This is a genomic window from Paenibacillus allorhizoplanae, from assembly GCF_927798215.1.
Taxonomy (GTDB): Bacteria; Bacillota; Bacilli; order Paenibacillales; family NBRC-103111; genus Paenibacillus_E; species Paenibacillus_E allorhizoplanae.
Genome location: NZ_CAKMMW010000016.1, coordinates 52,416 through 76,286 on the forward strand (window position 1 = coordinate 52,416; position 23,871 = coordinate 76,286).

Here is a 23,871-nt window from a genome sequence, read left to right on the forward strand (position 1 = left end):
CCAACGGGAATAACAACCCTTAATTGATCGTAATCTCTGAAAGCTCTGTATCATACGGAGCAAATGTACTTGATAACTCAACCTTCAAATAATTCGTTCCGGCAGGAATCGTTCCCGTATTCGTGAAATTCGTTCTATACCAATTACTTTGTGTGGCAACCAACGCATCGTGTGTAGAGTTTATCAATGTCCATGTCGTTCCATTCGGTGATGAATAAAACTTAACCTTGGTCAAATCTGCACCAAACTCATAAATTTTTGCGCTGAATGATGTTAGGCCCGTTTTGTTATACACAATCGTTCCTGCACTCGTATTATTCCGCGAAGCCCTTGAAGTATCGCCTTCAAAATACGTTGGACTCGTAGAGTCTAATTGCATATTGGTACTATGCGAATATGCTTTAGTCCAATCAGAAAGAGGATCTACCAGAGGTGTTGCTGGAGGAGTTCCACCACTACCACCCGTGTTGTAAACTTCCAATTCCCAGAAGGAGCTGCCATAACCAGTCGCTCGCGTAGTTAATAGGATCTTCACATATCTAGCACTAGTTGGAGAAAAGGTAATTGTGTCAATACCTCCATCCCCAATAGTTGTTGAGAACTGGGATGTGAAATTGATGTTATCCGTTGAGGTCTGAATGGTATAGGCCGTGTCATAGGCTGCTTCCCAATTGACAACAACCTTATCAATCGTCTTTGCAGCTCCTAGATCAACTTGATACCATTCATTGTTCAAGGATGCACTTCCCCAACGTGTACCTAAGTTGCCATCCACAGACTTCTGCACATCAGCGGGAAAGCTCGAGGCCGTTGCTGTTCGGTTTAATGCGAGATTGATGGGTACTTCAGCTGTTGCGTTATACAATTCAAACTCTTTCAAATTCACGCCACCTGCTGCGCTTTTTGTAGTGAATAATAGCTTCACATATTTTTTGGTCACGGCTGAAAATAAGATATCATCCGTTCCACCATTGCCTGCTGTTTCCGTATAAGCATCCGTGTACGTGGTCCCGTCGTCCGAAACTTGGATTTTATATTGGGTTGCATAGGTAGCACCCCATTTAATCACCAATCGATTCAGCGTCTTGCTTGTTCCAAGATTAGTTTGAATCCATTCATTGTTCGTGGTGGCACCCGTCCAGCTATCATTTAAATTACCGTTATTGGCATTGGCTGCAGTGCCTGAGCTAGAAGAAGCTGTGATTGATTGTGATAATGCTAAATTATCTTTATCTCTGATTTTCTTAGCAGCTCGAATCGTAAATCCTGCTTCCATCGCATAGTACGGCCACGGATGACCAGTTGTTATATAGGATTCTCTTATGTTAGTAAGAAAGGTATTCACTCGTGTCGAGTCTTCCATTACGCTGCCGGAATAGGCCAAGATTGCCCATGGAAATGCATCCGGCGTACTTAAATTCGGCCAGCCTGGGTAATTACTATTCAAACTGCCGTATAGACTGATTGCTCGCGCACTGGTTGGTAGAATAACCCCCGTCCAGATCGGAAAAACCTGCGCTGTTGCATCGGCATAGAAAACACCCCAGTTCGAAGGCTGACCCGCTGAACTGTTATAATTATTATTTCCTGTATTCCATAAGGATTCGATTCCGGTCGTATTTGAACTTTTCTTTCCCGAATAGTAGGTTCCTTTCGTCGAGTCTCCTAGCACGTTATTTTCCAGCCATGCCATACTAGCTAAGCCTTCATTCACCTCGACATTATCCATTAAAAACTTGATTTGATAGTCAGGCTTTGAATAGGTCAAGCCATCCGTTTGGAGCGTTGCAATCGATCCATCCACAGCCATCTCAATCTTAGCTTTATTGTTGATAAGCAGCGTACTGTCTCCGCTTACTTCAACATACTTCTTCAACATCGTTGCAAATGTAGTCCCATAAGAATCTGTCGAATCATATCCGCCAGACGAAGTTTCCACACCTGTACTTGCATTGGCATAATAGACATAGACCGAGCCATTGATTCCGTTATAATCCGGTTGGTTCAGATGGTTAAAATACCAATTAATCCAGTTTTTCGCTACAAGGATATTGGCGGCTGAAGGATTCTCCAACATACCGATGACAGCCAAGTTCGCAAAATAAGGCTCGATTTTATAGCTCGTTGCCCCTGTGACTGGCGGCCAAAGAAACGTATTGGTTTTGGAAACTACGATAGCTCCCGATGGCTGCTGCAAACCAGCGACCCAATTGGATTCACTTTCAATAATGCCTGAATAATCGACATGAGCGAAGGAAATGGAAGATGCACTAACACTAAGAAGCAATACCATTACGAAAGCGATTGTCTTTTTAAACATCAAAGAACACTCTCCCTTAAATCATGATAATTGCAAACTATTCATTATCGTTAAAAATGCCGATCTCCCAGAAAGAACTTCCCCAAGGTGTGCCGCGTGTCGTACATAAGATCTTCACATATCTTGCCCCCGCTGCATCGAAAGTAATTGTGTCCATACCACCATCACCCGTCGTTGTTGAATAAACAGTACTATAATTCACATTATCTGCCGATACTTGAATCGCATAACCGGACGCATAAGCAACCTCCCAGTCTATGGTGACCCGATTTATCGTCTGTTCGGACCCTAAATCAATTAGGAACCACTGATCGTCCAAAGCGTCACTTCCCCATCGGCTATTCGGATCTCCATCAATGGACCGATAGGCGATTTCAGCATTTGTAGAAGCCGTTGCCGATTTATTCAAGGCTAAATTTGGTGAGACAAATAGGTTGGATTCATCCTTATACACACTTGCTTCCCAAAACGAACTGCCGTAAGGTGTTGCACGCGTTGTGAAACCAATTCGCACATATCTCGCATCGATTATAGGAAACACAATGATATTGGATCCGCCCGTCCCCGTAAGTGTCGAATACACCGTTTTATAGCTGACTCCATCCTTTGATACTTCAATGCTATAGGCAGAAGCATAAGCTGCCTCCCAGTCGAGCTTCACTTGATTCAAGCTTTGGACAGCGCCAAGATCGATTTGATACCATTGATTATCCAGTGGATCGCTACTCCAACGACTGCTTAAATCACCATCTACAGAGCGACTGCTGAATTCGGCTTGGGTTGACGCAGTTGTGTTCTTCATTAATGCCAAATTTGTTAGATTAGAAGGATTCGATGTATCGTTATAAACACCAATCTCCCAGAATGAGCTGCCATAAGGTGTGGCTCGAGTCGTACATAATACTCGAATGTACCTAGCTTCTCTTGTGGTAAATCGAATTACGTCCGTACCCCCATCTCCCGCTGTCGTTGTATAAGCTACGCTGAAATTCACATTGTCCGTGGATGTTTCTACGGTATATGCTTTGTCATAGGCTGCTTCCCAATCTATGGTCACTTTATTAACGGCTTTGATTTCTCCAAGATCAAGCTTATACCATTCATTGTCGGCTGCGTTGCTTGACCATCTTGTTGCTGTATTTCCATCGATGGATTTAACTGCGTTTTCCACATCCGATGATGCTGTCGCCGTTTTGTTCAGGGCCAAGTTAAGTTTTGGATTAGGCGGCGCATGGTAGACCTCATGATAAATTTCCACTTCATTTAGAGACGCTTTGCCATCAGACTGAGACAATTCAATCTTTACATATCTGGCCTGCACGTCTGCAAAGCCAAGATCGTCTGTTTTACCGTCTCCCGCAGTAGTTTCATACACGGTGGAAAATTCATGTGTATCGACTGACACTAAGATCTTGTATGAATCTGCGAAAGCTGAATCCCAATTCAATACCAAGCGGTTGATCAACTGGCTGCTTACTAAATCAATCATCACTGCGTCTGGTTTTTTGGATCCCTTCCAGCTTGTTGTTACATTACCGTCATTCACAGGGGAAGGTGAAAATTTCTTAACATTTCCTGAATCGCTTACTGGTTTGTTTAACGCAAGATTGGTTTGATCCCGCATGGCCTTCGCAGCCCGAATCGTAAATCCAGCCTCCATGTTGTACCAAACCCACTTGTGATTTTGATCTATATAATCGGATTTAACCTTCTGCAGGAACGTATCGACTCGATCCTTATCTCCCATCACTGCTGCTGTATAGGCAAGGATACTCCAAGGAAATTCATCCGACTTTATCAAATACGGCCAACCAGGGTGATAGTGATTTAAGCCATTATAAATATCTAAGGCCCTTTGGCTGGTCGGAGAGAGAATGCCATTCCATATTGGAAACATCTGCGCCGTGGCATCTGGATAAAAGATCCCCCAATTGGTCGTACCCGCGCCCTCATAAGCCTTATAATTGTTTACCACGTTATCCCACAGCGTCTCGATGCCATTGAAATTTGCAAGCTGTTTCACTTCATAGGATTGAGCCAACGTCTCATCCTTCAGCATATGTCTCGCAAGCCATGCCGCACTTCGCAGCCCTTCATAGACTTCAGAATTATCCATCAAATATTTGATGGCATAGTCAGGCTTAGCCAGCGTTAATCCATTCGCATCCATTGTCGCCAACATAGCATCTGCAATTATTTTGACTTTTTCTTTGTTCTTTGTCAGTACTTTTTTATCCCCGCCTTCGCGAATGTATTTCTCCAGCAAAGTAAGGAAAGTACCCGCATAAGAGTCCGTAGAATCATAATAGTTTGAGCTCGTATAGTGACTTCTTGTGGCAGTATCAACGTAATACACATAAATCGTTCCGTTCAACCCATTATAATCCGGTGTATTCAAATGATCGAAATACCACTCGATCCACTTCCGGCTGACCTCCAAATTGGCATCTGTTGCGTGATCCAGCATACCGATGACTGACAAATTAGCAAAGTATGGTTCTACCTTGTAGGAATCCACACCTTGATATTGGAATGTTTTGTCCCTGGTCATCACAATGGCTCCAGAAGGCTCCTGTAAGGAAGCAATCCAATTGGATTCGCTCTCCATGATTTCTGAATAATTGACCTCTGCCTGACAAACAGCCGACCATCCCGCAATCCCAAAAAGGGCGAGCGCAAACAGAAGTATGACTTTTCTCAAAATCCCCCCTCATCTTCGCTTAATTACCTCATTTACCCTTTGATTGCTCCTGATGTAATCCCTTGAATAAACTGCTTCTGCATCAATACATAAACTAGAATAACAGGTATAACCATAATGGACATGGCTGCCATGAGCAGCTCATATTGTGTAGTATATTGTCCAACGAACACCGATAACCCCATTTGAATAGGCATTAATTTATTGTTAGAGAACATAACTAACGCAAGTAGAAACTCATTCCAGACGGAAAGCATATTCAGGATAACAATGGTTGCAATGGCCGACCTGGCAAGTGGGATCATAATTTTATAATAAATTTGAAAGCTTCTAGCTCCATCGATAATGGCTGATTCTTCAATTTCTTTGGGCAATTCATCAAAAAAAGATTTGAGAATAAATATCGATATCGGCAAGCTTATCGCGATTAAAGGTAGCATATATCCGAGTCGCGTATTCGCAAGTCCCAGGTTACTGACGACAATAAATAAAGAGATAAAGGCTCCTGGAACAGGAATCATCATCGTTCCCATAAAAACGTAATAAATCGTTTTTTTTCCTACCAATTCCAGTCTAGATATGGCGTAGGCGGCAAGTGAAGCAATGAGAACTACACCAACAACGACAACCGTTGTATAAAACAAGCTATTTAGAACATAGAGTTTAAACCCGCCATAATTCCATGCTTCAATATAATTTTTAAAGTTCAAAGCATTTCGCGGAATGAGGCTTGCATTTGTATAGATTTCATTCTTTTCTTTCAATGACGTTGATAACATCCAGATAATCGGAAATAAAGAAATAACCGACCAGACCATTAGTAAAAGGTGGATGATCATTTTCGCTCCCACGCTCTGTCTAGTCCTTTGCGCAGTTCTGATTTCCATTGCATTCACTCCGATCCTCATCGATTATTCTTTTCTTTGCGATAGCTTGAGTTGGATGTATGAAATAACAAAAAGCATCGCTCCAAATATCACCGAAAATGCACTAGCTAAGCCAAAATTCGAGTTTTTAAAGGCTTCTCGATAAATCCGAATCGCAGGTACTTCCGTTGTATAACCCGGACCTCCTAAGGTCATGGCGAATACTTGGTTAAAAATTTCCATCGCTCCAAGAATCGTTAGGATATTGACCATCGTATACACTCTTTTTAATGAAGGAATGGTAATATGTATCAGCTTCTGTCGTCTGCTTGCGCCATCCAAATCCGCAGCCTCATACAAATCCTTGGGCACACCCTGTAATCCAGCCAAAAATAAGATGAACGAACCACCGACACCCTGCCACATGGAAGTTACCGATACTGCGGTAAGCGCTGTTTCGGTTTCTGCAATCCAGCTATGCGTCCAGCTTTCCAGACCAATGAAAGTTAATAGACTATTCAGAAGTCCTGTTGGTTCATAAATCCATTTCCACACATAACCCACAACAATACCTGACAGGATAGGCGGGATGTAAAAAAGCACGCGATAGATTTTATTGCCTCGGATGCCAGAATGAACAGCTACGGATAACAGCAAAGCAATCGAATTCATGAAGAGAAGCGCCATACCTGCAAAAAACAATCCATTACCAATGGCATGCCACCACACAGGATCTGTGATTGCATTAATGTAATTCGTAAATCCAATATAATTTACGTTGGGATTGACACCATTTGCATCGGTAAAGCTATATTGAAAGGTCCGAAACAGCGGAAATAATGAGAATAGTAAAAACAAAGCAACTGCTGGAGCCACGTAAAAAAGGTTCGCCCATTTCGTCAGTGCTCTATTGCTTGAGATTGGATTACGCATGGTGCATGGTAACCTCCTTTTCGTGAGCATCCACTTACTTTTTAAATAGGCAAGGCTTAAGACGATTCCCTTAAGCCTTGCCTACAATTCTATTTATTTAACTGCAGCCTTACCCTTTTTCGTTGCATCTTCCATTTGCTTCACAACTTTCTCTGGAGTTGATTGCCCCAAAACAATAAGCTGAATCCCTTTTTGCATGACTGTTTCCGTATCGCCTAGAAATGCAATTGGTGAATCATAGACACTTGTCATTCCTTGTGCAAAGTTGACTAATGCATCAGGAAGTTTACCGCCAGCAGCTGCCGCTTCTTTGTTAGCAGGCAAATTGAAGCTGCTTGCTGAGTACTTCTGCTGCTGTTCTTTGGCTAATAGAAACTTCATGAATTTCAAGGTTTCTTCTTTATGTTTCGTTCCTTGGCTGACCACGAGAGGTACTCCGACACCACCAGGAATTTTAATGTCACCTACAGCGCCGTCTGGTTTAGGCGGTAAGAAAGCATCATAATTTTTGAATGCAGCATTGGTTTGATTGAAAGCACCGATCGCCCATGAGCCATCAAATATCATTGCAACTTGACCATTAGCAAACAATGTTTCTGCTTTAGGCAGATCCATGGTCGAAATACCAGGTGCGAACGCTTTATGCTTGGCTAATTCGGCATAGATACCAAGTACTTTTTCCCAGGCGGAACCGACCATTGGCTCTAAACCTTGCTTTGTTGCTTTTAATTTTTCTTCACCAAGAAGAGCATACATAAATGGCTCTGTCATTGAAGTACCCACCCATGATCCTAGACCAGTGGCAAATGGTGCGATGCCCTTTGCATTCAGCTTATCTACGGCGTCTAAGAATTCAGCCCAAGTCTTTGGAGGTGCGGTGATTCCAGCTTTAGCAAATAAGTCTTTATTGTACATAAACTGCATGTTATTCGTATCCATCGGAAGCGCATAGGTACCAAAATCTTTCACTTTATAGGTATTACCTTCTTTATAGGAATACGTTTTTACAATATTTTCAGGAAATTTACCTATGATGTCTGTTGACTCTTTACCTAACTCCATGACGCTTTTCGTTTCGATAAATTTAGCCAGATCACCAGGTCCACCAGCTAATGTTAAAATATCAGGTAATGAATTCGTTTGAGCTGCTGCAATAGTTTTCTCTTTAAAGCCGTCTCCACCAAACAATTGGATATCGACTTGAATACCCGTTTGAGCCGTGAACTCCTTCGACATCTCTGTCAATATATCCTTGCGATCCGTTAAATAGTGCCAGAACACGATTTTAACTGGATCTTTCTTTACTTCTGGTGTTGCGGTTGCAGCAGCTGGAGCAGCTGGAGTTGGTGTTCCAGCAACTTCTTTGGTAGGTTCGACTTTCGAGCCACAGCCTGCAAGCAGTGTAGTAAATATGAAACCAACAAGTGCAAGAGATCCCCATTTCCTTTCTTTACCAGTAAATACGTTCATGGACATAGCCCTCCATATTTTTAATAGGTAATATTACGGTGCTCATACTTTTCTTGAAGCTTGCGGTTGTGCTCATCCCCGCCATCTACGTTTGCACTGATATACACTGGTGGTATCCTTCCTTCTTGTACATATTCAGCTATAATCTCGACAGTTAGCGCTTGGGCAATAAAAACCCCAACTACCGTGGAAGCAGAACCTGTTTTTTCGCTAATTCCGGGAATCTCAAGAAGCACATCTCCGTAGGGACAGCAGTTATCAATAACGATGTCGGCTATTTCATACAGTTTCTTACCGCTTGGATGGCGACTATCCGAATTCGTGGAATGTAATAAGGAAGTGACCGCTATAACGGAGAGACCTCTACGCTTACTTTCTATAGCGAGCTCATTTGGAGCACCGTTACGCCCTGAATTAGAGACGATGATAATCGAATCTTCCTTTCTAACATCATGCAAATCCAATAAATCATGTGCCGTTTTCGGCTCCCGCTCTAAATCTACAAGGTTGATACCTATTCGATTATCGATTCGTGAGATATCTTCAAGCCCTACTAGATTTAAAGGCACCAATCCGCCTGCACGACCGCACATTTCCATTCCAAAGGTACGTGAATGTCCTGCACCAAATACATGAATCACGCCACCTTCTAACAAGCTTTTACTAAGGAGTTTAGAGGCTTTCTGCAGGGGTTCCATCTGTGTGCTTCTAAATGTTTGAACGATGTCTAGAATCGTATCGATGACTACATTTGCGCCGATATTCATGTCATTCCTCCAATTGATCTAGTAGTTGTTGCTTCATCCCTACACTTTCTGCCGCTATGATCAAGGTACCCATTAGCGGTGAATAAACCGGCTTGGTGATCTTATACGCAGGAAATCTCTTATGAATCGTTTGTTCAAAAGCTGGAATTATCCAAGCTTCAGAACTAAATACCCCTCCGGTTGGATAAATCTTACTCACACTCGAGATATTAGCTCTTTCTAAACTTTCTATGACCGAAACCGCTAGTTCACCGAGATCCACACCAGCCTTACGCAGGATATTCTGCGATATCGTATCTCCTTGTGTGGCCGCCTCGTTCACAATAACTGCCAAATTGGCAATATCCTTACGTTTGATTTGATCTCCATGCAACATTGTTTTTAAATCCCAATAATTACTTCGCTCAAAATGGTCTAATAATTGTTGGTACAATACCGTAAACGCTCCTCTATGTTCCTGGCAGCGTATACTTGCTTGTAGAGCATCAAGCCCAATTCTGTAAGCGCTTCCTTCATCGCCGAGAATATGTCCAAATCCACCAGCCGTATAATCGATTGCGTTGTGAGCGTAATAAGCAATACTACCTCCTCCTGCTATGACGAGAATGCCATCATTTTCTCCAGCAGAAGCACCGTTTATATTCGCTATTACATCGCCTACAATAATAAATGAACGAACCTCCATACAAGCAGAAACCCAACTTTTGATCAGCTCCGTATGTTCTTCACGCAAACCGCTAATGCTTATGACAGCAACGTCTATGCGAACGATACGGATCAATTTATTTTGTAAGGTATGAATAGAGTCTTGTATTCCTTTTCTAGCCACTTCTTGTCCCTCTGTTGTTATCATGTGGTCGATGGGGAGACCCTTTTCAATTACAATTTCTCCAGTACCCAGATCATAAAAGCAGACTTTTGTTGAGGTTTGCCCTCCATCTATACCAAGAAACATCATCAATAATCATCTCCAACATTATTGGATCGCGCGCACAAACCTAGCTGCTATTTCCCATGGCGCTGTTATTGCTGTTCCTATCACTACACAGTGAGCACCTTGATTCAAGGCTTCTTTCACTTCATGCGGCTGTGAGAAGCGCCCTTCTCCAACAATCGGAACTCGAACCGTACGTTTCAAAGTTTCAATTAACGCTAAATTAGGTCCGTCTGTCTTTTCTGTATATGAAGTATAACCAGACATGGTTGTACCTACAAGGTCTGCTCCAAACCTTTCGGCACGAATAGCCTCCTCTTCATTAGAAATGTCTGCCATAACAGGTACCTTCAATTTGGTTTTAATCTCTTGAATCAGTCGCTCCAGTTCACTCACATCGGGTCGACCTTGATTCGTTGCGTCAATCGCGATAATGTCAGAACCCGCTTCTACTAATGATCTAGCGCTTTCAAAATCAGGTGTAATAATTTTAAAGCCTCGCTTATCAGGCAGCTTATGAATGCCGATCATGGGCAGCTTAACCGTTTTTTTAATTTCACGTATATCTTCTGGGCTGTTTGCACGAATCCCTCCTGCCCCTGCCATTTGGGCACTTTCCGCCATAGCTCTCATATAATGAGGTCCATAAAACGGGGTATCAATCCATGCTTGACATGAAACGATTAGTCGACCTTTCAATTGTTCAATCAAAGCGCTTCCCTCCAAGTATCAATACAGTTTATCTAAAATGGATTCAGTCGTTTTCGAGGGCTCCAAGCTGTTGCCCCTTTCGGACATGTATAAGGAAATGCTAATGGCAATCAATTCAATTAAGAATAAAATGGAAGCCTTACTTTTTAAATCATTCTCATGTACCGAAATTCCTTTGCCGAAACAAACTAGGCGAATATCAGAAACTTCTGTTATTGGAGAACGGCCATGCCCCGTAATGCAAATGGTTAATGCGCCGCTGGATCTCGCCTTTTTCAACGCAAGAACAACGTCTTTCGTGCTTCCCATTTGGGATATGCCTATTGCCACATCATCACTAGTAAGATGAGCTGCACTAATCAATTGCAAGTGGACATCCATATGGGCATCCACCGATAAGCCTAACCCTATCAACTTCATCTTAAGAAGTTCAGCAATAGGGCCTGATTCACCTAAACCATAAATAATGATTTTATGAGCCTGCATCATTTTTACGATTGCTTTCTGCAATTCCTCTAGGTCAATAATCTTTAAGGTTTCTTGAATATTGTTGATATTAATAAGAGCTAGCCTTTGTGGAAGATTCATCTTGCCATCGGCGGCTTCATTTCGAGTACCACTATCCATATCCCTTGCCAGTTTAATTTTTAATTCCTGATAGCCTCTCAATCCAATTGACCTGCAAAAACGGGTAACCGTCGATTGTGCAACGCCAAGTTCATCTGCTACTTGAGTCACAGAGTAATACATCACTTTCTCTGGATATTGCATGACAAACTCACCAATTCTTTGTTCTGTAACAGACAAGTGCGCATATGAGCTGTTTAGCTTAGAATTAATAGTTTGCTCCAAATCTGGCATATGGACATCTTGTAATTTCTCCACAATATTTCCCCTTAACTCCTCTCTCTACTGTGCCTTATGAGTTGATTATAAGCGCGAGTAATTGAAATGTAAATAATTATTTTTTCGATATTATATATTTTACAATAAATATTTTTTCGACAATAAGCAGTAGAAATTGATAAATACTGTTGCTAAATTGATTCGTTTTCGCAAATTGCCAATTCATTGTATACTTATAATATTGGTCAAGTTAAGCTGATTATCATAGTTCAAAGGAGAACCCTGGATGCGATTAGAAAATAACACAAACGAAGATGCGAGCGAATTTACCATTAAATCTAAGCTGAACAGTTCCTATGCTCACCTTTCTTCAACAGAGCAAAGAATCGCCGCCTTTGTCATGGAGTTCCCCACCAAAGTAATCTATTCCTCCGTTACACAAGTCGCAGACGAACTAGAGGTGGCGCAGTCGACGATCACTCGTTTTTGCAAATCTATCGGCTTACGAGGTTATCAAGAATTAAAAATTAAACTTGCCAGAGACATGGATGGTGGGATAAGACCCGATACGAATGAGGGTAAAATGAACCTTCCACAAAGGCTTGCACATATAAGCATAGGTAATCTACAAGAAACGCTAAAAGTACTCGATCTAGAAGAGCTTCAAAAATCCGTCATTAAGATTATGCAAGCCAGAAAGATTGTAATCTTCGGACTTGGCGAATCAGGCGCCTTGGCTGTTTTATTAAAAATGAAACTTCTCGGCATGGGATTTATGGCCGATGCACATATTGATGTTCACCTCCAATTAATTAGCGCCGCTCATTTAAATACGGATGACGTTGCCATTGGCATTTCCCAGATTGGAAGCACCATGGATGTTGTTGATGCCTTAAAAAAAGCTCGATCGAGTGGAGCTCATACAATTTGCATCACTGGCCATGGCCGATCACCGATAACCGAGGTGGCAGATACTCGTCTTGTTTGTTTAAGCAAGGGGGTTTCTATTTTTGAGAACGACTTAAAAAGCAAAGTCTCCATTCTCTATATTATTGAATTAATTACGATAAGCCTGACGCTATATTTATCTGAAAGTAGTTCAGGAGCGGATGCATGGAAAACTACGGAGTCCATCCTTAATAAGTTATATTAAAAAAAAGCAAAAAAAAAACCAGGGCCCACGCGAGGCCACTGAAGAACTAGTCTTTTAGATTAATTAGTGGTTCATTTGCTAAAAAAGAAGACATCTTCCAACGAGGTCGATGTCTTCTTTCGCTGTTTTTGGCCTTTTAGGACTCCCAATTTTATTCGTTTAGCTTCAAAATTCGTTTTAGATTCACTGCAAAAATCGCCATTGCTCCCTGAAGTTCCAGGTTCAATGGCATTACGACAATTAATCGAGACAGTAATTTACCTGAAGTTCTTCAAATATGAAAGTAAAATCCACGAGTTCATTTATTTGTCGAAGCAAATTATCCTTAGGCACAATCAAATTATAGAATTCAACATAAGGACTTAACAGCAAAGATTGTTGTTTTTGGATCACTTAACTCACCCTTATTCCAATGATAATAAAAGTATACAAGAAAAAGGTGCAGTCTCCTCACATTTGTGTAAGCTGTTTTTTGTTGGAATTGTAATAGATATAGGAACTCAGGTACATAAGATATAGATATAGTGGTATTTTATCTAAACGACACTTGTTTAAATCTTTGTCACAACTTTACCATACAGAATAAATAATATAACTTTCTCAAGTGAGGAGGATAACATTAATATTCTGGATTTCTGCAAGGCTTCCCGATATGTGAAAATTTACAGAACCGAAACATCATCGATACCAACCCATCCACTTGCTGTTTGAGGGGCACTGATCCAAACCTTGATTGTTTGACCAGCTACAGCTGTAACTGTGAATGTAATTTTTTTGTATCCTCCCGTTGTAACGGTTGACTGTGCTTGATTAATGCCTGCTACATCCACTCCAACCTTCACATTACTTGCAATATTCGTAATTACGTACGCTGTAACTGTGTAAGTTGCTGTCGTTGGCGCAGTTATGGTCTGGGACAACTTAGTGAGTGCTGTTGTGTTGAAGGCAGCTTTATAGGTTCCGGTGTAAGAACCTGTGTTTTGAATGGTAATGCCTGAGCTATTCTGCTCTTTCATCCAGCCTCCATTCAGGCTGCCCCACTCAAAGCTCGGATTGCCGATTAAATTCTGATGCTCATAGGCACCCCTATCAGGTCCCGCCCCTCTTGGCCGCGGATTGTAGTTGTAGTCATTGGCAGGTGCTAACGTACTCGAGCCCGTATCAATCGCCTTTGAACCGATATTTACCTGAAAATCCCCTCCGGTTGGGTTTACAAATAAGGGATCTGCCCAAATATCGTTAGGTCCGCTTACAACTGGATTGCCATTCGCATAGACATTATAGTTGGTAACCACATTGGTATTGCTGATGTTTGTATTTATATTTCGCCCGGTTCTTGCTACAAGAATATTATTGAATAGATTGACATGATCGGAGGATTGGGCGAATATTTCCCCATAATTCAGCTCGGAAGAATTCGTATAGGCTGTATTGTTGATGATATCTACATCAGCGCTATGATACGCATGGATGCCAGAACCTCCGTTTAAGTAGGATACATTGTTGGTTACCAACGTTTTCCCGCTATAAGCAGGCGCATTTAATGTACTGTCGATAATAATGCCATTGCCATCCGAATAATCTTGTGTTTTTTCCCACTTCACCAATGTTTTATTATTATACACCCGGTTGTTTCGGATTACGTTACGATAGGTCGTTGTATTGGTATCCGCATCTTTCGGAGTAAGGATGGAGATACCGCTGGTCGCATAGAGTGTGTACCATGAGTTATTGTAAACCGTATTATGCTCAATGGTCACATAATCAGACTTTTCAACACTTATGCCTCCCCCAGGCACATCATGAACAATCATATTGGAAACTACAACGTGGTGGGGATAACTCGTCGTCCCGGTTGCAGGCTTAATATAGATCCCATTCGTTTGTGTTTTACGTACATAGTTCCAATCAATGGTAGCTGTTGGTTCGTTCTGTATAAAGTGATTGTATCTCGCTTCCCCATCGCTGAGGGTTAGGTTGGCGTTATCTCCTTCGATTTCGAAGCCATCGATTTTGATATAGGAAGCGTTCACAACAATGTGGTTCCACGCATCGATGGCTTTGAGTTTCGGATGATGTCCAGGATAGGCCAGGAAATTGATGTAACCCCCGGTGGAACTGGCATTACCGGAACGTGTAACTTGGAATACAAACTGTTCATTGGTCTTGTAGTAGGTTCCATTCATGACATATACGGTATCACCCGGATTCGTTAAATCAGCGGCATATTGAATATTCTTGAAAGGTGTACTGGGACTGGTTCCATAACCGCTGGCATCCACACCCGTATCAATATCGACATAATAGGTTTGCGTTGCGGCATGGGCTGATTTCACAAATGAAAATGTCGTACATGCCAGCAGCAGAGAGAGTAAGCCAACTAGCCATATTGACTTTTTAAACCCAAATCCTAATCCCATTGATATCTCCTCCTTGCATATATTAGTTTTTACATCGAAGTAATAACGAAGGTCAACCTACCCGTTGCGGCATCATAGACCCCTTTGGTCTCTTTAACCACCTTGCCATCCCCATCGATATAATAGACTGTAATGTGCTCAGGTTTCTTTAATTCCTCAGGTGTCGGCTGATACATAACGGATACCGAAACCGGAGCTTGATTGTTTTTCCAATCCAATCGTTTACCGTCCACTAGAATGGATAATGCCAATACCGGATTCTCTCCGGCCTTCATCTTTTGCTCCTTCTTTAAGTTGGAGGTATCTGCCGTAGCCATAAGGATCTCAACGTTAGAGGCTTCTGCTAGATCTTTGTTCTTCAGCATATCATCCGGAACGGTGACGGTAGCCAGGCCGGTCTGAATAGTCAGTTTGTTCAATCCTGTGCCCTCCTTGAACAGCTGAGCAGGCAGGCCCACTGCATAGGATTTCGCGCCTGTTACCGGCTTTATTGCCATTGTTGCCAGCTTAGTTCCTGTCCCCTCACTTGTAGTTTGGGCAAACAATTGCTGAAGGAGTTGTTGCGATACCTCTGCTTTAGCATCCGTATTGACAAGGATTGGCGTTACTTTAATGGTGGATCCTTCTATGACAGGTCCTGTATCTTCTAGCTTCACTGTAAGGGTAATTCCTTCAGATATGGTCACTGAGCCCTTATCATCATATGCTTTGGCAGTAATGCTATAAGTACCTACCGGAAGTTGAATCAGGTTATAGATATAGCTGCCTTCCGAACTCGGTAACCCAATACCTAATAAGCTGCTGCTATTGTAGAACTCTACCTTGCTGATAATGCCGTCATTGTCCGATGCCACTGCCGTTAACTGCACATTAACCGGAGCCATGTACAGGGAGCCATTAGCAGGTCCCGTTAAGCTGACCGTTGGCGGGGAATTAGGTATTTCGATTACCGTTATTGTAGCAATAGCCTTTATTGAGGTGCCTTGCACTACACCATTGACCGTATAGGTTCCCGCACTTGCAAAACTACTAGGATCCATGGCATCCCAAGTCACATTCACAGGAGATGTTGTGGCATTACTATATACCGCTGTTACAACACGAGGCAGCGTTGGAGCCATGCCGGCTGTTGTAGTTACCGAAATGGGGGTAATGCTTGTAATCGCTGGTGCAGCTACGAAAGTAACATTTCCATACCATTGTGTCGAAGCATTGGAATTAATCCGTCGGTTACTCCACATGGTCGCATTATCCCGAATCCCATCATAATTACTGTCATCGCTCGCACCTGCGTCGAAACCAATTACTGTTCCAACGGAACCGGTTATGCTTGTCAATGGAAGCGCCGCTTCGATGATATATCCGCCACTTACTACTCGCGCTGCCGAAGAAAAGATGTCAGGCGTAACATTGTTCCCACCGCTTTTCAAATTCAAGTAATTAACACGATAATGTCGATCGTCTGATTGGAAGGAAGTCGTTTTGGCATCATTTTCATCCACGAAAAATTCCATAGAATCATGTTCCCACAAATTCCCGCCTGTTGCATTTAAATCAGTGTCCTCTACCTCTGCATGTACATACAAGTGATGTTCATCCCATAATAAACGTACGGTGGCAAGTGGCGCTTTTTTCGTACTATCGCTAACATATAGGGCCTGGAAACTCTCCGTTGAAGACCACAGTGCATCGGTTTGCCCATCGATCGCAGGAGTACCCTTTGCGGCCGTAGCTACTTTAGATATTTCCGGAGTCGGTTCGGTTATTTGTACAGCATCATCCACTAAGTATGCTGGGTTATTACTTGATGATTCATAGGCGCCCATATCGACACGAGCATTCGAGCCTTCTCCTGCATAAGGACGCACGTTCCCATCATAATCAACACTTGGAGCAAATGAACGGGTGCCAACATCAATCGCCGGCGAATCTGCTTGTAGATGAAAATCATACGTCGCCCCTGTCACAGCAACAAACTTCGGATCCGCTACAAGTTCATTTTTCCCTACAAAACGAGTTAAACCGCCATACATATTGTTGGCAAAAAGATTGTTAAATCCACTGTTTCCGTTTGCATACTCACCAGCTTCACCTCTGGCAATAGATATATTGTTTAGGAAGACGGCATTGTCGCCCGACTGCACATCCATATTCGGATATTTCAAATACGGGCTTCGGCTATTATGATAAATCGTGTTGTTAATAACATGCACGTTATGACTCCGATAGATGTGAATGCCCCCGCCGCCATTGTCATAGACAATATTGTTGGTGACTAACTTTTTACCTTTGTAAGTTTCATCCACATCAAAAATAATCCCGTTTCCATCGGAATAGCCTTTCGTTTTTTCCCATTTGACTTTGGTTTCATTATCATAGACACGGTTATTACGAATAATAATTTTGTAATCGGACGTGTTGGCGTCGATATCAACATCGTTCATAAAACTAATCCCACTTGTCGCATAGAAGGTATACCAGCTGTTGGCATGAATATCATTACCTTCAATCGTGATATAATCACCACCACCGCCAACGCCGCCACCTGACACGTGATGAACGTGATTATTCTTAATAATGACATGATGGCCAGCAATAGAGATGCCATTGGTGTTAGTCTTAGCATAGGTAGACCAATCCGTGCCGCCTGCTATTTTGCTTTCATAATTGGCTTCCCCTTCAGCGAGTGTCAGATTTAAATTATTGCCCTCAACTTCTAAACCTTCAATGACAATATAGTTGGCACTCACTTGTACCATATCCCAAACCCCTCTAATATTCGGAGGAAGCAGCAGTTTGGGTTTATTGTTTGGATCATATGCTTTGTACGTAATGTAATGCGCAATGCCTGTTTTTACATCTTTTGCTCCGGAGCGGTTGATTAAAACAAAGTCGTTCGCATCATTCGTTGCGGCATAGGTTCCCGGCATAATATTCACGGTGTCACCAGGATTCGTTACACTTACGGCTTTATTAATTGTTTTGAATGGAGATGTAGTCGTCAAACCGTTATTCGTATCTAAACCGGTCGGGCTTACATAATAATCAACAGGCTGACCAATATAAGGCTGTTCTTCAAATAAGGTACCAGGGTTCTGGTTAATGACTGGTGGTGTGCCTACAGAGTTCGACCCGGATAGCCCGATATTATCAACTAGAATCTTGGTTTCCTGCCGAGCACCATCTTTAACTTCCAAGTAGAATCCTTTTAATCCACCCAAGTAAGCATCATTTTGAAGAGGTTCGCTGTTCACGATCATTGTACTGTTCAGATACATGTCGTAGCTCTTCGTATCTAAGTGAAACACTAGTTTAAGGTTATAGCGCGTATTTATGATCCAAGTTGAACGTTCTGCCAATGCCCCGCCGGCTGAATTGTTAGAGCGTGCATAGAGCTTATTATCCATCCCGAAGGCAAAGATAGGACTCTCCAGACCAGCAGCGCTTACCAACTTGAAAATATAGTTCGCTTTCTCGTCCTTCAGCATAAAGCTGGACTCAAGCGTATAACTCTTCATGGGCACAGGAGCAAGCCAGCTGCCATGGAAAGGAAATCCAACAATGCCCTGCTTACCAGCCGGGGACGTCACTTCTGCCCAGCGGGAACCTGCTTCTTCTAGGATTTTCACTGTACTCGCGGAAGTGCTTTTCAATGCATTTCCACTAATCAACGGTGAATTCAAGGTGGATCCAGTCGGTGTAGCTGCAATAATAGCATCTATATCCGAAGTCTCGAAGCTAGTCGTTCGGAAGGTTTGATCTCCTACTTCAATGAAAGCTTCGGTTACAAACTCAAACCGGTCGATCACTGGGGTAGCATTTGCACCAATACGCTCAATTTTCATCGTGTTTACGCCTGCGTTTAGGTCAATGCCCGTTAGTTCCTCATACCTCCAGTTCGCCCACGCACCTGTTGCAACCCCCTTGGCGTCTTGAACCCGGGTACCATTAATCGTTACGGCAAAGGGCCTAGCCGTGCTGCCGTTACTGTACCTAACTTTCAATGTATACTTGCCGGTCTTAGGAACGACAATATTGTTATACAGCATATAACCTGTCACGCCTGCAGCAATACTGGCATAACCCGTTCCAGAGAAGCCTGGCGCAGTGCCTACATTCGCAGCAATTGTGACATTAGAATGAGCTGCTCCCCCGCCATTCTCAGCTTCAACGATCGTCGCAAATGGTGTCACTTCCATGACATCAACCAGTGGGCCATCGGTGCTTTCAGATGAAAGCTTTATGGTATTGGCTCCTTGATTCAACAGCACGATTGCAGTGAGCTCTCCCCAAACAGGAATCTGCCCTTCTCCCGTTTGGTTGCCAGCAAATGTCGTAACTTTCTGACCATTTACACTTAGACTAACTGGCTTGGGAGCGGAATCCGCATTGCCATAGCTGATTTTGACAATATAATTCCCATAAGTAGCCGCTTGAACAGTCGTCCATGTCAGACTTGCCATATTAGATTGAGCTCCCAAATCTACATATCCTGAGCCGGAGTAAACCGCCCCTACCGCTGGACTTGGTATTTGCCCATCCACGCGTGCGGCATTTTCAGCTTCATACATGGTACCCCCTGCAGCAAAAGCCTTATTTACCGGTAGGATGGGTATAACCGTAGCGGTCAGTACGAGTGTAAATACTACAAACCATATCATTACCTTTTTCAAAATGAGTGTCCTCCCTATACTTTTCTCTAAATGGTGAAGCGCTTACAAAATAGTCAGTACATTAAACTTACCCTCACATTCCTCCTAAGATTACTTGCATCCGGTACATGCTTTCTAATCTGTAGCACTTTTGGATTACCGTCTATCACCTTCCCTCCACATGTGGCTTACTATAGGCTTTAATGCTTATTTCCTGCAATTAGAGTTTTTTGAAAGACCTACTTCTACTTCACTTGGAGCATGGAAAAATAGTGCAATTGCAGGAAATCGTTTGAATTGAAGCACAACAGAGGATGTCGCACCTCAATGATGTGACATCCTCTGTTGTGTCTTACTCCCTGCACATTAAACGTATAACGCCTTACTTCGCTCCAAATAACTGCTTGTAGCTTGCTTCTCTTTCGCTTTCAATCTTTTTAACATTCGGATCGTTTTTCATTCCCTCAATGAATTTATCCCAAGCTTCAATTGTTTCTTTACCCATAATGACCTTGATCTTCATATCTTGTAGTTTCTTTGCGATTTCAGAGCCAAATTTCGTATCCGTTTCCGAAGTTACGCCGTTATTGTTAATAAAGATACCATTTTTGATACGCTCATCCACGACTTTCTTGTCACGCTCCAAATACTCTTTTGGATAGTCAACAGAAGCTTGTTGTACGCGACTGTATGGATCAACCAACGTCCAAATATTCGTTAAGGATGCAGCTGCTATTTTCTTGTACTCATCCGTCGTCACTTTCTTACCCTCATTTAACGTGAAATGCACATCTTTAATACCAAAGTTTGAAAGCTCCATACCTTCCGGCGTAGCACCGTAGTCAAAGAATGCCAAAATCTGCTTCAGCTTCGATTCAGGCACTTTCTTGGAGATCAGATAGTTACCGAAGAAACCTCCTTCTTTGGTTGCATACTTCTTCCCAGTTGAAGGTGTAGTCAGTGTAGGAACATGTACAATTCCCGCGTTCGGGGTTGTTTTTCTAAGCGTTCCTACCATATCACCGATTTTGCTGGCATCCATTGCTGTAGGGATCATACCAACTTTGCCTTGTTTCATCATATCCAACACTTGCGAGCCCTTCATGATCGCAAAATCAGGGGCTAAAACGCCTTCCTTGTAGGCACGTTGCAGCCAAAGAATAGCATCACGAGTCGCGGGTGAAAAATCTCTATACGAAGTCGGTTTCCCTTCTATACTTAGAATCATGTTTTCGAATCCATTAAATGTATTTTCGACGAAACCTAGCTGATCCATCCAGCCTTCTGCTACGGCACCCGTAAAGCCGTACGTATCTTTCTTGCCGTTACCGTCTGGATCCTGTTCAGTAAAAGCCTTCAGTACCGTGTACAGTTCATCCATCGTCTGCGGCACTTTTAAGCCAAGTTTGTCTAACCAGTCTTGACGTAATGCAGGGAACGCAGCACCGCCTGCTAATGGGCGAGGACGTGGGAGTCCATAGACTTTACCGTTCACTTTTGTATTATCAAAGCTTTCTTTCGGATAATTCTTCTGTAAATTCGGATAATCCTTTAGAAATGGGGTCAAATCCCAGAAGGCACCGTCTTTAATCGCATTCAAGACAGTAGAATCGAATATATAGGTAGTTAAGAGCACATCAGGAATTTCGCCCGAAGCGAGCATAACCTTAAATTTGTCCCCATAGTTATTGGAAGGCACGTAAGTAATATTAACTTTGGTATTCGTTCTTTTTTCCATCTCTATTTCAATTGCGTTATCATTTGCTGGCGCTTCTGGATTGTAGTTAATTGTTGTGATATTAAATTCAGTTGGTGCGGCTTGCTTCGTAGCAGCAGGTGATACGGAAGCTGCAGGTGTTTCCTCCTTCGTTCCGCATGCTGCAAGTACACTTGTTAATAGCAATGTTGCCGATAATACAGTTACTAAATTCTTTTTCATTTCTTATCCTCCCTTAAATTCCCCTTAATAATAGCATATATGTGACTATCATCCCTTAACAGAGCCAAGCATAACACCCTTGGCAAAATGCTTTTGAAGGAATGGATACACCAACAGGATTGGCACAGTGGCAATGACGACGGCAGCCATTTTAATCGTTTCCGGAGGAACCTGCTGTTCAGCAGCAACACCCGCTTCGGCAATTCCCGTTTCAGATTGCACCAGCATCCCTTGCAGTAGAACCTGCAGTGGCCGTTTGTCTGGATCAGTGAGATAGAGAATAGCATTAAAGAAAGTGTTCCAATAAGCAACAGCAAAAAATAGTCCAAACGCCGCTAATGCTGGAAGCGATAAAGGCAAGATTATACGAAAGAAGATGTGTAGATCGTTAGCACCATCAATAACTGCTGATTCTTCGAGGCTTTCAGGTATGCCATCGAAGAATGTTTTAAGTAGCAAGGCATTCCAACCGCTTAGCAAACCTGGTAAGATAATGGACCACAAACTATTCATGAGTCCAAGATCTTTGATGAGAAGGTAGTTCGGAATAATACCTGGCGAGAACAAAATTGTAATGATAAGCGCAACAGTTAACACTCGGCGTCCAAATAAGCGTTTTCTGGAAATCATATATCCGAATGCTGCAGAAACGATCAGACTTAGCAAAGTTCCTACAATAGCAAGATAAGTGCTAACACCAAGTGATTTCACAAAAGTTTGGGTAGAGAAAATGTATTCGTAAGCTGCAAGTGAAAACGATTTGGGGAAGAGCATCAAACTGCCCCCGATATAATCGCTAGGCGAGGTAAATGATACGACAACAACATAATAGAATGGAAACACGGAAGCGATGCCAAGTAAGGCTAGTAGTACTACGTTGATATTTGAAAATATTTTGTCACCCAATGTTTCTTTCACTGTCAACTCTCCTTCATATCTGACATTAGCCACACTTAATAAAATCCTTCTCCGCCTGCCTTTTTTACTAGCTTATTGGAGATTATTACCAATAGTAACCCAATCGCAGCCTTAAATAAACCAACTGCCGTTGTATAGCTAAACTCCGATTGTTTAATCCCCACACGATAAATATACGTATCGAAGACATCAGCAACATCAGAAACAGCAGCATTCTGTAAGAGGAAAACTTGTTCGAAGCCAACATCCATAATATGTCCAAGCTTCAGAATCAGCAGAATGATAATTACATTTTGAATAGAAGGTATTGTAATATTCCACATCTGACGTATGCGACTGGCGCCATCCATGCGTGCGGCCTCATATAAACCTGGATCTACGTTGGCCATTGCAGCCAAGAAAATCACCGTTCCCCAACCTGCTTCTTTCCAAACACTCTGTCCTGTGAGGAACCCCCAGAAGAAACTCGGTGTCGTTAACCAATCTACACGTTCGAGGCCAATCAGGACCAAAAACTTATTTACCAGTCCTTCTCCCGTAGCAAACATTGTGAAAGTAAGTCCTGCAATGATTACCCATGATAAGAAATGCGGAAGGTATACGATCGATTGTATGATTCGTTTAAAGATTTCGTTTCGAACCTCATTTAACATTAAAGAGAGAATGATGGGAACTGGGAAGAAAAACACCAAACTCATAATATTAATGGCAAGCGTATTTCTTAGCAGCTTAAAGAAATCCGGATTACTAAAGAATAGTTGGAAATTCTCTAAACCTACCCAATCACTTTTAAGTATCCCACGGAAAGGAGAGTAATCCTGAAAGGCAATAACAACCCCCCACATCGGAACATATTTGAAAATGAGCAAACACAAGATACCAGGTAATCCTAATAAGTAGAGGTATTTATCACGTTTGATGGATGGCCACATCTTCTTTGCTGGATTCCGCGGCTTAACGATGCGTTTCGTTAATAGCCTATTTTCTTTCAATACATTCATTAGCTTCTCCCTCGCATTCAACGGTTGCTAGCACGTTTGTCTATGTCATCACTGTATGGGCTAGCCTCATTTCCTGCAATAAGAGTTAATTGGCGTCTAGCTACATGTGAATTTACCGAGCTTTCCTGTTTCTTGGATCCTCTATCAAAAAAGTCTTAAGGCAGGAAAGCTGCCTTAGCCTCATAATCGGTTGCAGAGAGGTACCATGGGGTTTATATTAAGAGAACTTACATTTATTGC

Annotated in this window: 15 protein-coding genes and 1 pseudogene; 1 reads left to right on the forward strand and 15 read right to left on the reverse strand. The window is 42.4% G+C overall.

All coding sequences use genetic code 11. The annotated features are described in order from the left end of the window. Positions 1 to 19: 19 nt before the first annotated feature. The 9 genes from L6I86_RS22980 to L6I86_RS23020 all read right to left on the reverse strand — a co-directional run bounded on the left by L6I86_RS22980 (position 20) and on the right by L6I86_RS23020 (position 11,587). Complete coding sequence (locus tag L6I86_RS22980; protein ID WP_236290767.1) at positions 20 to 2,320, reverse strand: discoidin domain-containing protein; 2,301 nt, start codon at positions 2,318 to 2,320, stop codon at positions 20 to 22. A gap of 37 nt (positions 2,321 to 2,357) precedes the next feature. After that, positions 2,358 to 5,021, reverse strand: coding sequence for a discoidin domain-containing protein (locus L6I86_RS22985; RefSeq protein WP_236290768.1), 2,664 nt, complete (start codon positions 5,019 to 5,021; stop codon positions 2,358 to 2,360). A gap of 32 nt (positions 5,022 to 5,053) precedes the next feature. After that, entirely contained in the window at positions 5,054 to 5,908 is an 855-nt protein-coding gene (locus L6I86_RS22990) for a carbohydrate ABC transporter permease (protein ID WP_236290769.1), read from the reverse strand. A gap of 24 nt (positions 5,909 to 5,932) precedes the next feature. Then, a complete protein-coding gene (locus L6I86_RS22995) occupies positions 5,933 to 6,820 on the reverse strand; it encodes a carbohydrate ABC transporter permease (RefSeq protein WP_236290770.1) in 888 nt (295 codons plus the stop codon). 93 nt (positions 6,821 to 6,913) lie between these two features. Next, entirely contained in the window at positions 6,914 to 8,290 is a 1,377-nt protein-coding gene (locus L6I86_RS23000) for an ABC transporter substrate-binding protein (protein WP_236290771.1), read from the reverse strand. 20 nt (positions 8,291 to 8,310) lie between these two features. Further along, entirely contained in the window at positions 8,311 to 9,057 is a 747-nt protein-coding gene (locus L6I86_RS23005) for a sugar isomerase domain-containing protein (RefSeq protein WP_236290772.1), read from the reverse strand. 1 nt (position 9,058) lies between these two features. Further along, positions 9,059 to 10,015: a BadF/BadG/BcrA/BcrD ATPase family protein gene (locus L6I86_RS23010; protein ID WP_338113431.1), complete on the reverse strand. Its 957-nt coding sequence runs from the start codon at positions 10,013 to 10,015 to the stop codon at positions 9,059 to 9,061. 18 nt (positions 10,016 to 10,033) lie between these two features. Then, complete coding sequence (locus L6I86_RS23015; RefSeq protein ID WP_236290773.1) at positions 10,034 to 10,702, reverse strand: N-acetylmannosamine-6-phosphate 2-epimerase; 669 nt, start codon at positions 10,700 to 10,702, stop codon at positions 10,034 to 10,036. An 18-nt stretch (positions 10,703 to 10,720) separates the two neighbouring features. Further along, a complete protein-coding gene (locus L6I86_RS23020; protein WP_236290774.1) occupies positions 10,721 to 11,587 on the reverse strand; it encodes a MurR/RpiR family transcriptional regulator in 867 nt (288 codons plus the stop codon). 247 nt (positions 11,588 to 11,834) lie between these two features. Here L6I86_RS23020 and L6I86_RS23025 point away from each other — a divergent pair, with 247 nt between their 5' ends. Further along, positions 11,835 to 12,701 carry a MurR/RpiR family transcriptional regulator gene (locus L6I86_RS23025; RefSeq protein WP_236290775.1) on the forward strand — a complete coding sequence of 289 codons (867 nt, stop codon included), beginning with the start codon at positions 11,835 to 11,837 and terminating at the stop codon, positions 12,699 to 12,701. A 218-nt stretch (positions 12,702 to 12,919) separates the two neighbouring features. Here the strand turns inward: L6I86_RS23025 and L6I86_RS23030 are convergent. The 6 genes and pseudogenes from L6I86_RS23030 to L6I86_RS23055 form a co-directional block, all read right to left on the reverse strand. Beyond that, positions 12,920 to 13,094: pseudogene (locus L6I86_RS23030) on the reverse strand (transposase); the annotation flags it as partial. Positions 13,095 to 13,363: 269 nt separating this feature from the next. Further along, on the reverse strand, positions 13,364 to 15,121 hold the full coding sequence (locus L6I86_RS23035; RefSeq protein WP_236290776.1) for a right-handed parallel beta-helix repeat-containing protein: 1,758 nt from the start codon (positions 15,119 to 15,121) through the stop codon (positions 13,364 to 13,366). 29 nt (positions 15,122 to 15,150) lie between these two features. Continuing rightward, positions 15,151 to 19,794 (reverse strand): sugar-binding protein, encoded by a 4,644-nt coding sequence (locus L6I86_RS23040; protein WP_236290777.1) that lies wholly within the window; start codon positions 19,792 to 19,794, stop codon positions 15,151 to 15,153. A 361-nt stretch (positions 19,795 to 20,155) separates the two neighbouring features. Continuing rightward, on the reverse strand, positions 20,156 to 21,712 hold the full coding sequence (locus L6I86_RS23045; RefSeq protein WP_236290778.1) for an extracellular solute-binding protein: 1,557 nt from the start codon (positions 21,710 to 21,712) through the stop codon (positions 20,156 to 20,158). Positions 21,713 to 21,760: 48 nt separating this feature from the next. Further along, positions 21,761 to 22,630 carry a carbohydrate ABC transporter permease gene (locus L6I86_RS23050; protein ID WP_236290779.1) on the reverse strand — a complete coding sequence of 290 codons (870 nt, stop codon included), beginning with the start codon at positions 22,628 to 22,630 and terminating at the stop codon, positions 21,761 to 21,763. A 35-nt stretch (positions 22,631 to 22,665) separates the two neighbouring features. Continuing rightward, positions 22,666 to 23,631: an ABC transporter permease gene (locus tag L6I86_RS23055; RefSeq protein WP_236290780.1), complete on the reverse strand. Its 966-nt coding sequence runs from the start codon at positions 23,629 to 23,631 to the stop codon at positions 22,666 to 22,668. Positions 23,632 to 23,871 lie beyond the last annotated feature (240 nt).

Excerpts from the sequence above, each read along its gene's own strand:
- L6I86_RS22980 (WP_236290767.1), bottom strand. The coding sequence starts at position 2,320 with ATGTTTAAAAAGACAATCGCTTTCGTAATGGTATTGCTTCTTAGTGTT.
- L6I86_RS22990 (WP_236290769.1), bottom strand. The coding sequence starts at position 5,908 with ATGGAAATCAGAACTGCGCAAAGGACTAGACAGAGCGTGGGAGCGAAA.
- L6I86_RS22995 (WP_236290770.1), bottom strand. The coding sequence starts at position 6,820 with ATGCGTAATCCAATCTCAAGCAATAGAGCACTGACGAAATGGGCGAAC.
- L6I86_RS23000 (WP_236290771.1), bottom strand. The coding sequence starts at position 8,290 with ATGAACGTATTTACTGGTAAAGAAAGGAAATGGGGATCTCTTGCACTT.
- L6I86_RS23005 (WP_236290772.1), bottom strand. The coding sequence starts at position 9,057 with ATGAATATCGGCGCAAATGTAGTCATCGATACGATTCTAGACATCGTT.
- L6I86_RS23010 (WP_338113431.1), bottom strand. The coding sequence starts at position 10,015 with ATGATGTTTCTTGGTATAGATGGAGGGCAAACCTCAACAAAAGTCTGC.
- L6I86_RS23025 (WP_236290775.1), top strand. The coding sequence starts at position 11,835 with ATGCGATTAGAAAATAACACAAACGAAGATGCGAGCGAATTTACCATT.
- L6I86_RS23035 (WP_236290776.1), bottom strand. The coding sequence starts at position 15,121 with ATGGGATTAGGATTTGGGTTTAAAAAGTCAATATGGCTAGTTGGCTTA.
- L6I86_RS23045 (WP_236290778.1), bottom strand. The coding sequence starts at position 21,712 with ATGAAAAAGAATTTAGTAACTGTATTATCGGCAACATTGCTATTAACA.
- L6I86_RS23055 (WP_236290780.1), bottom strand. The coding sequence starts at position 23,631 with ATGAATGTATTGAAAGAAAATAGGCTATTAACGAAACGCATCGTTAAG.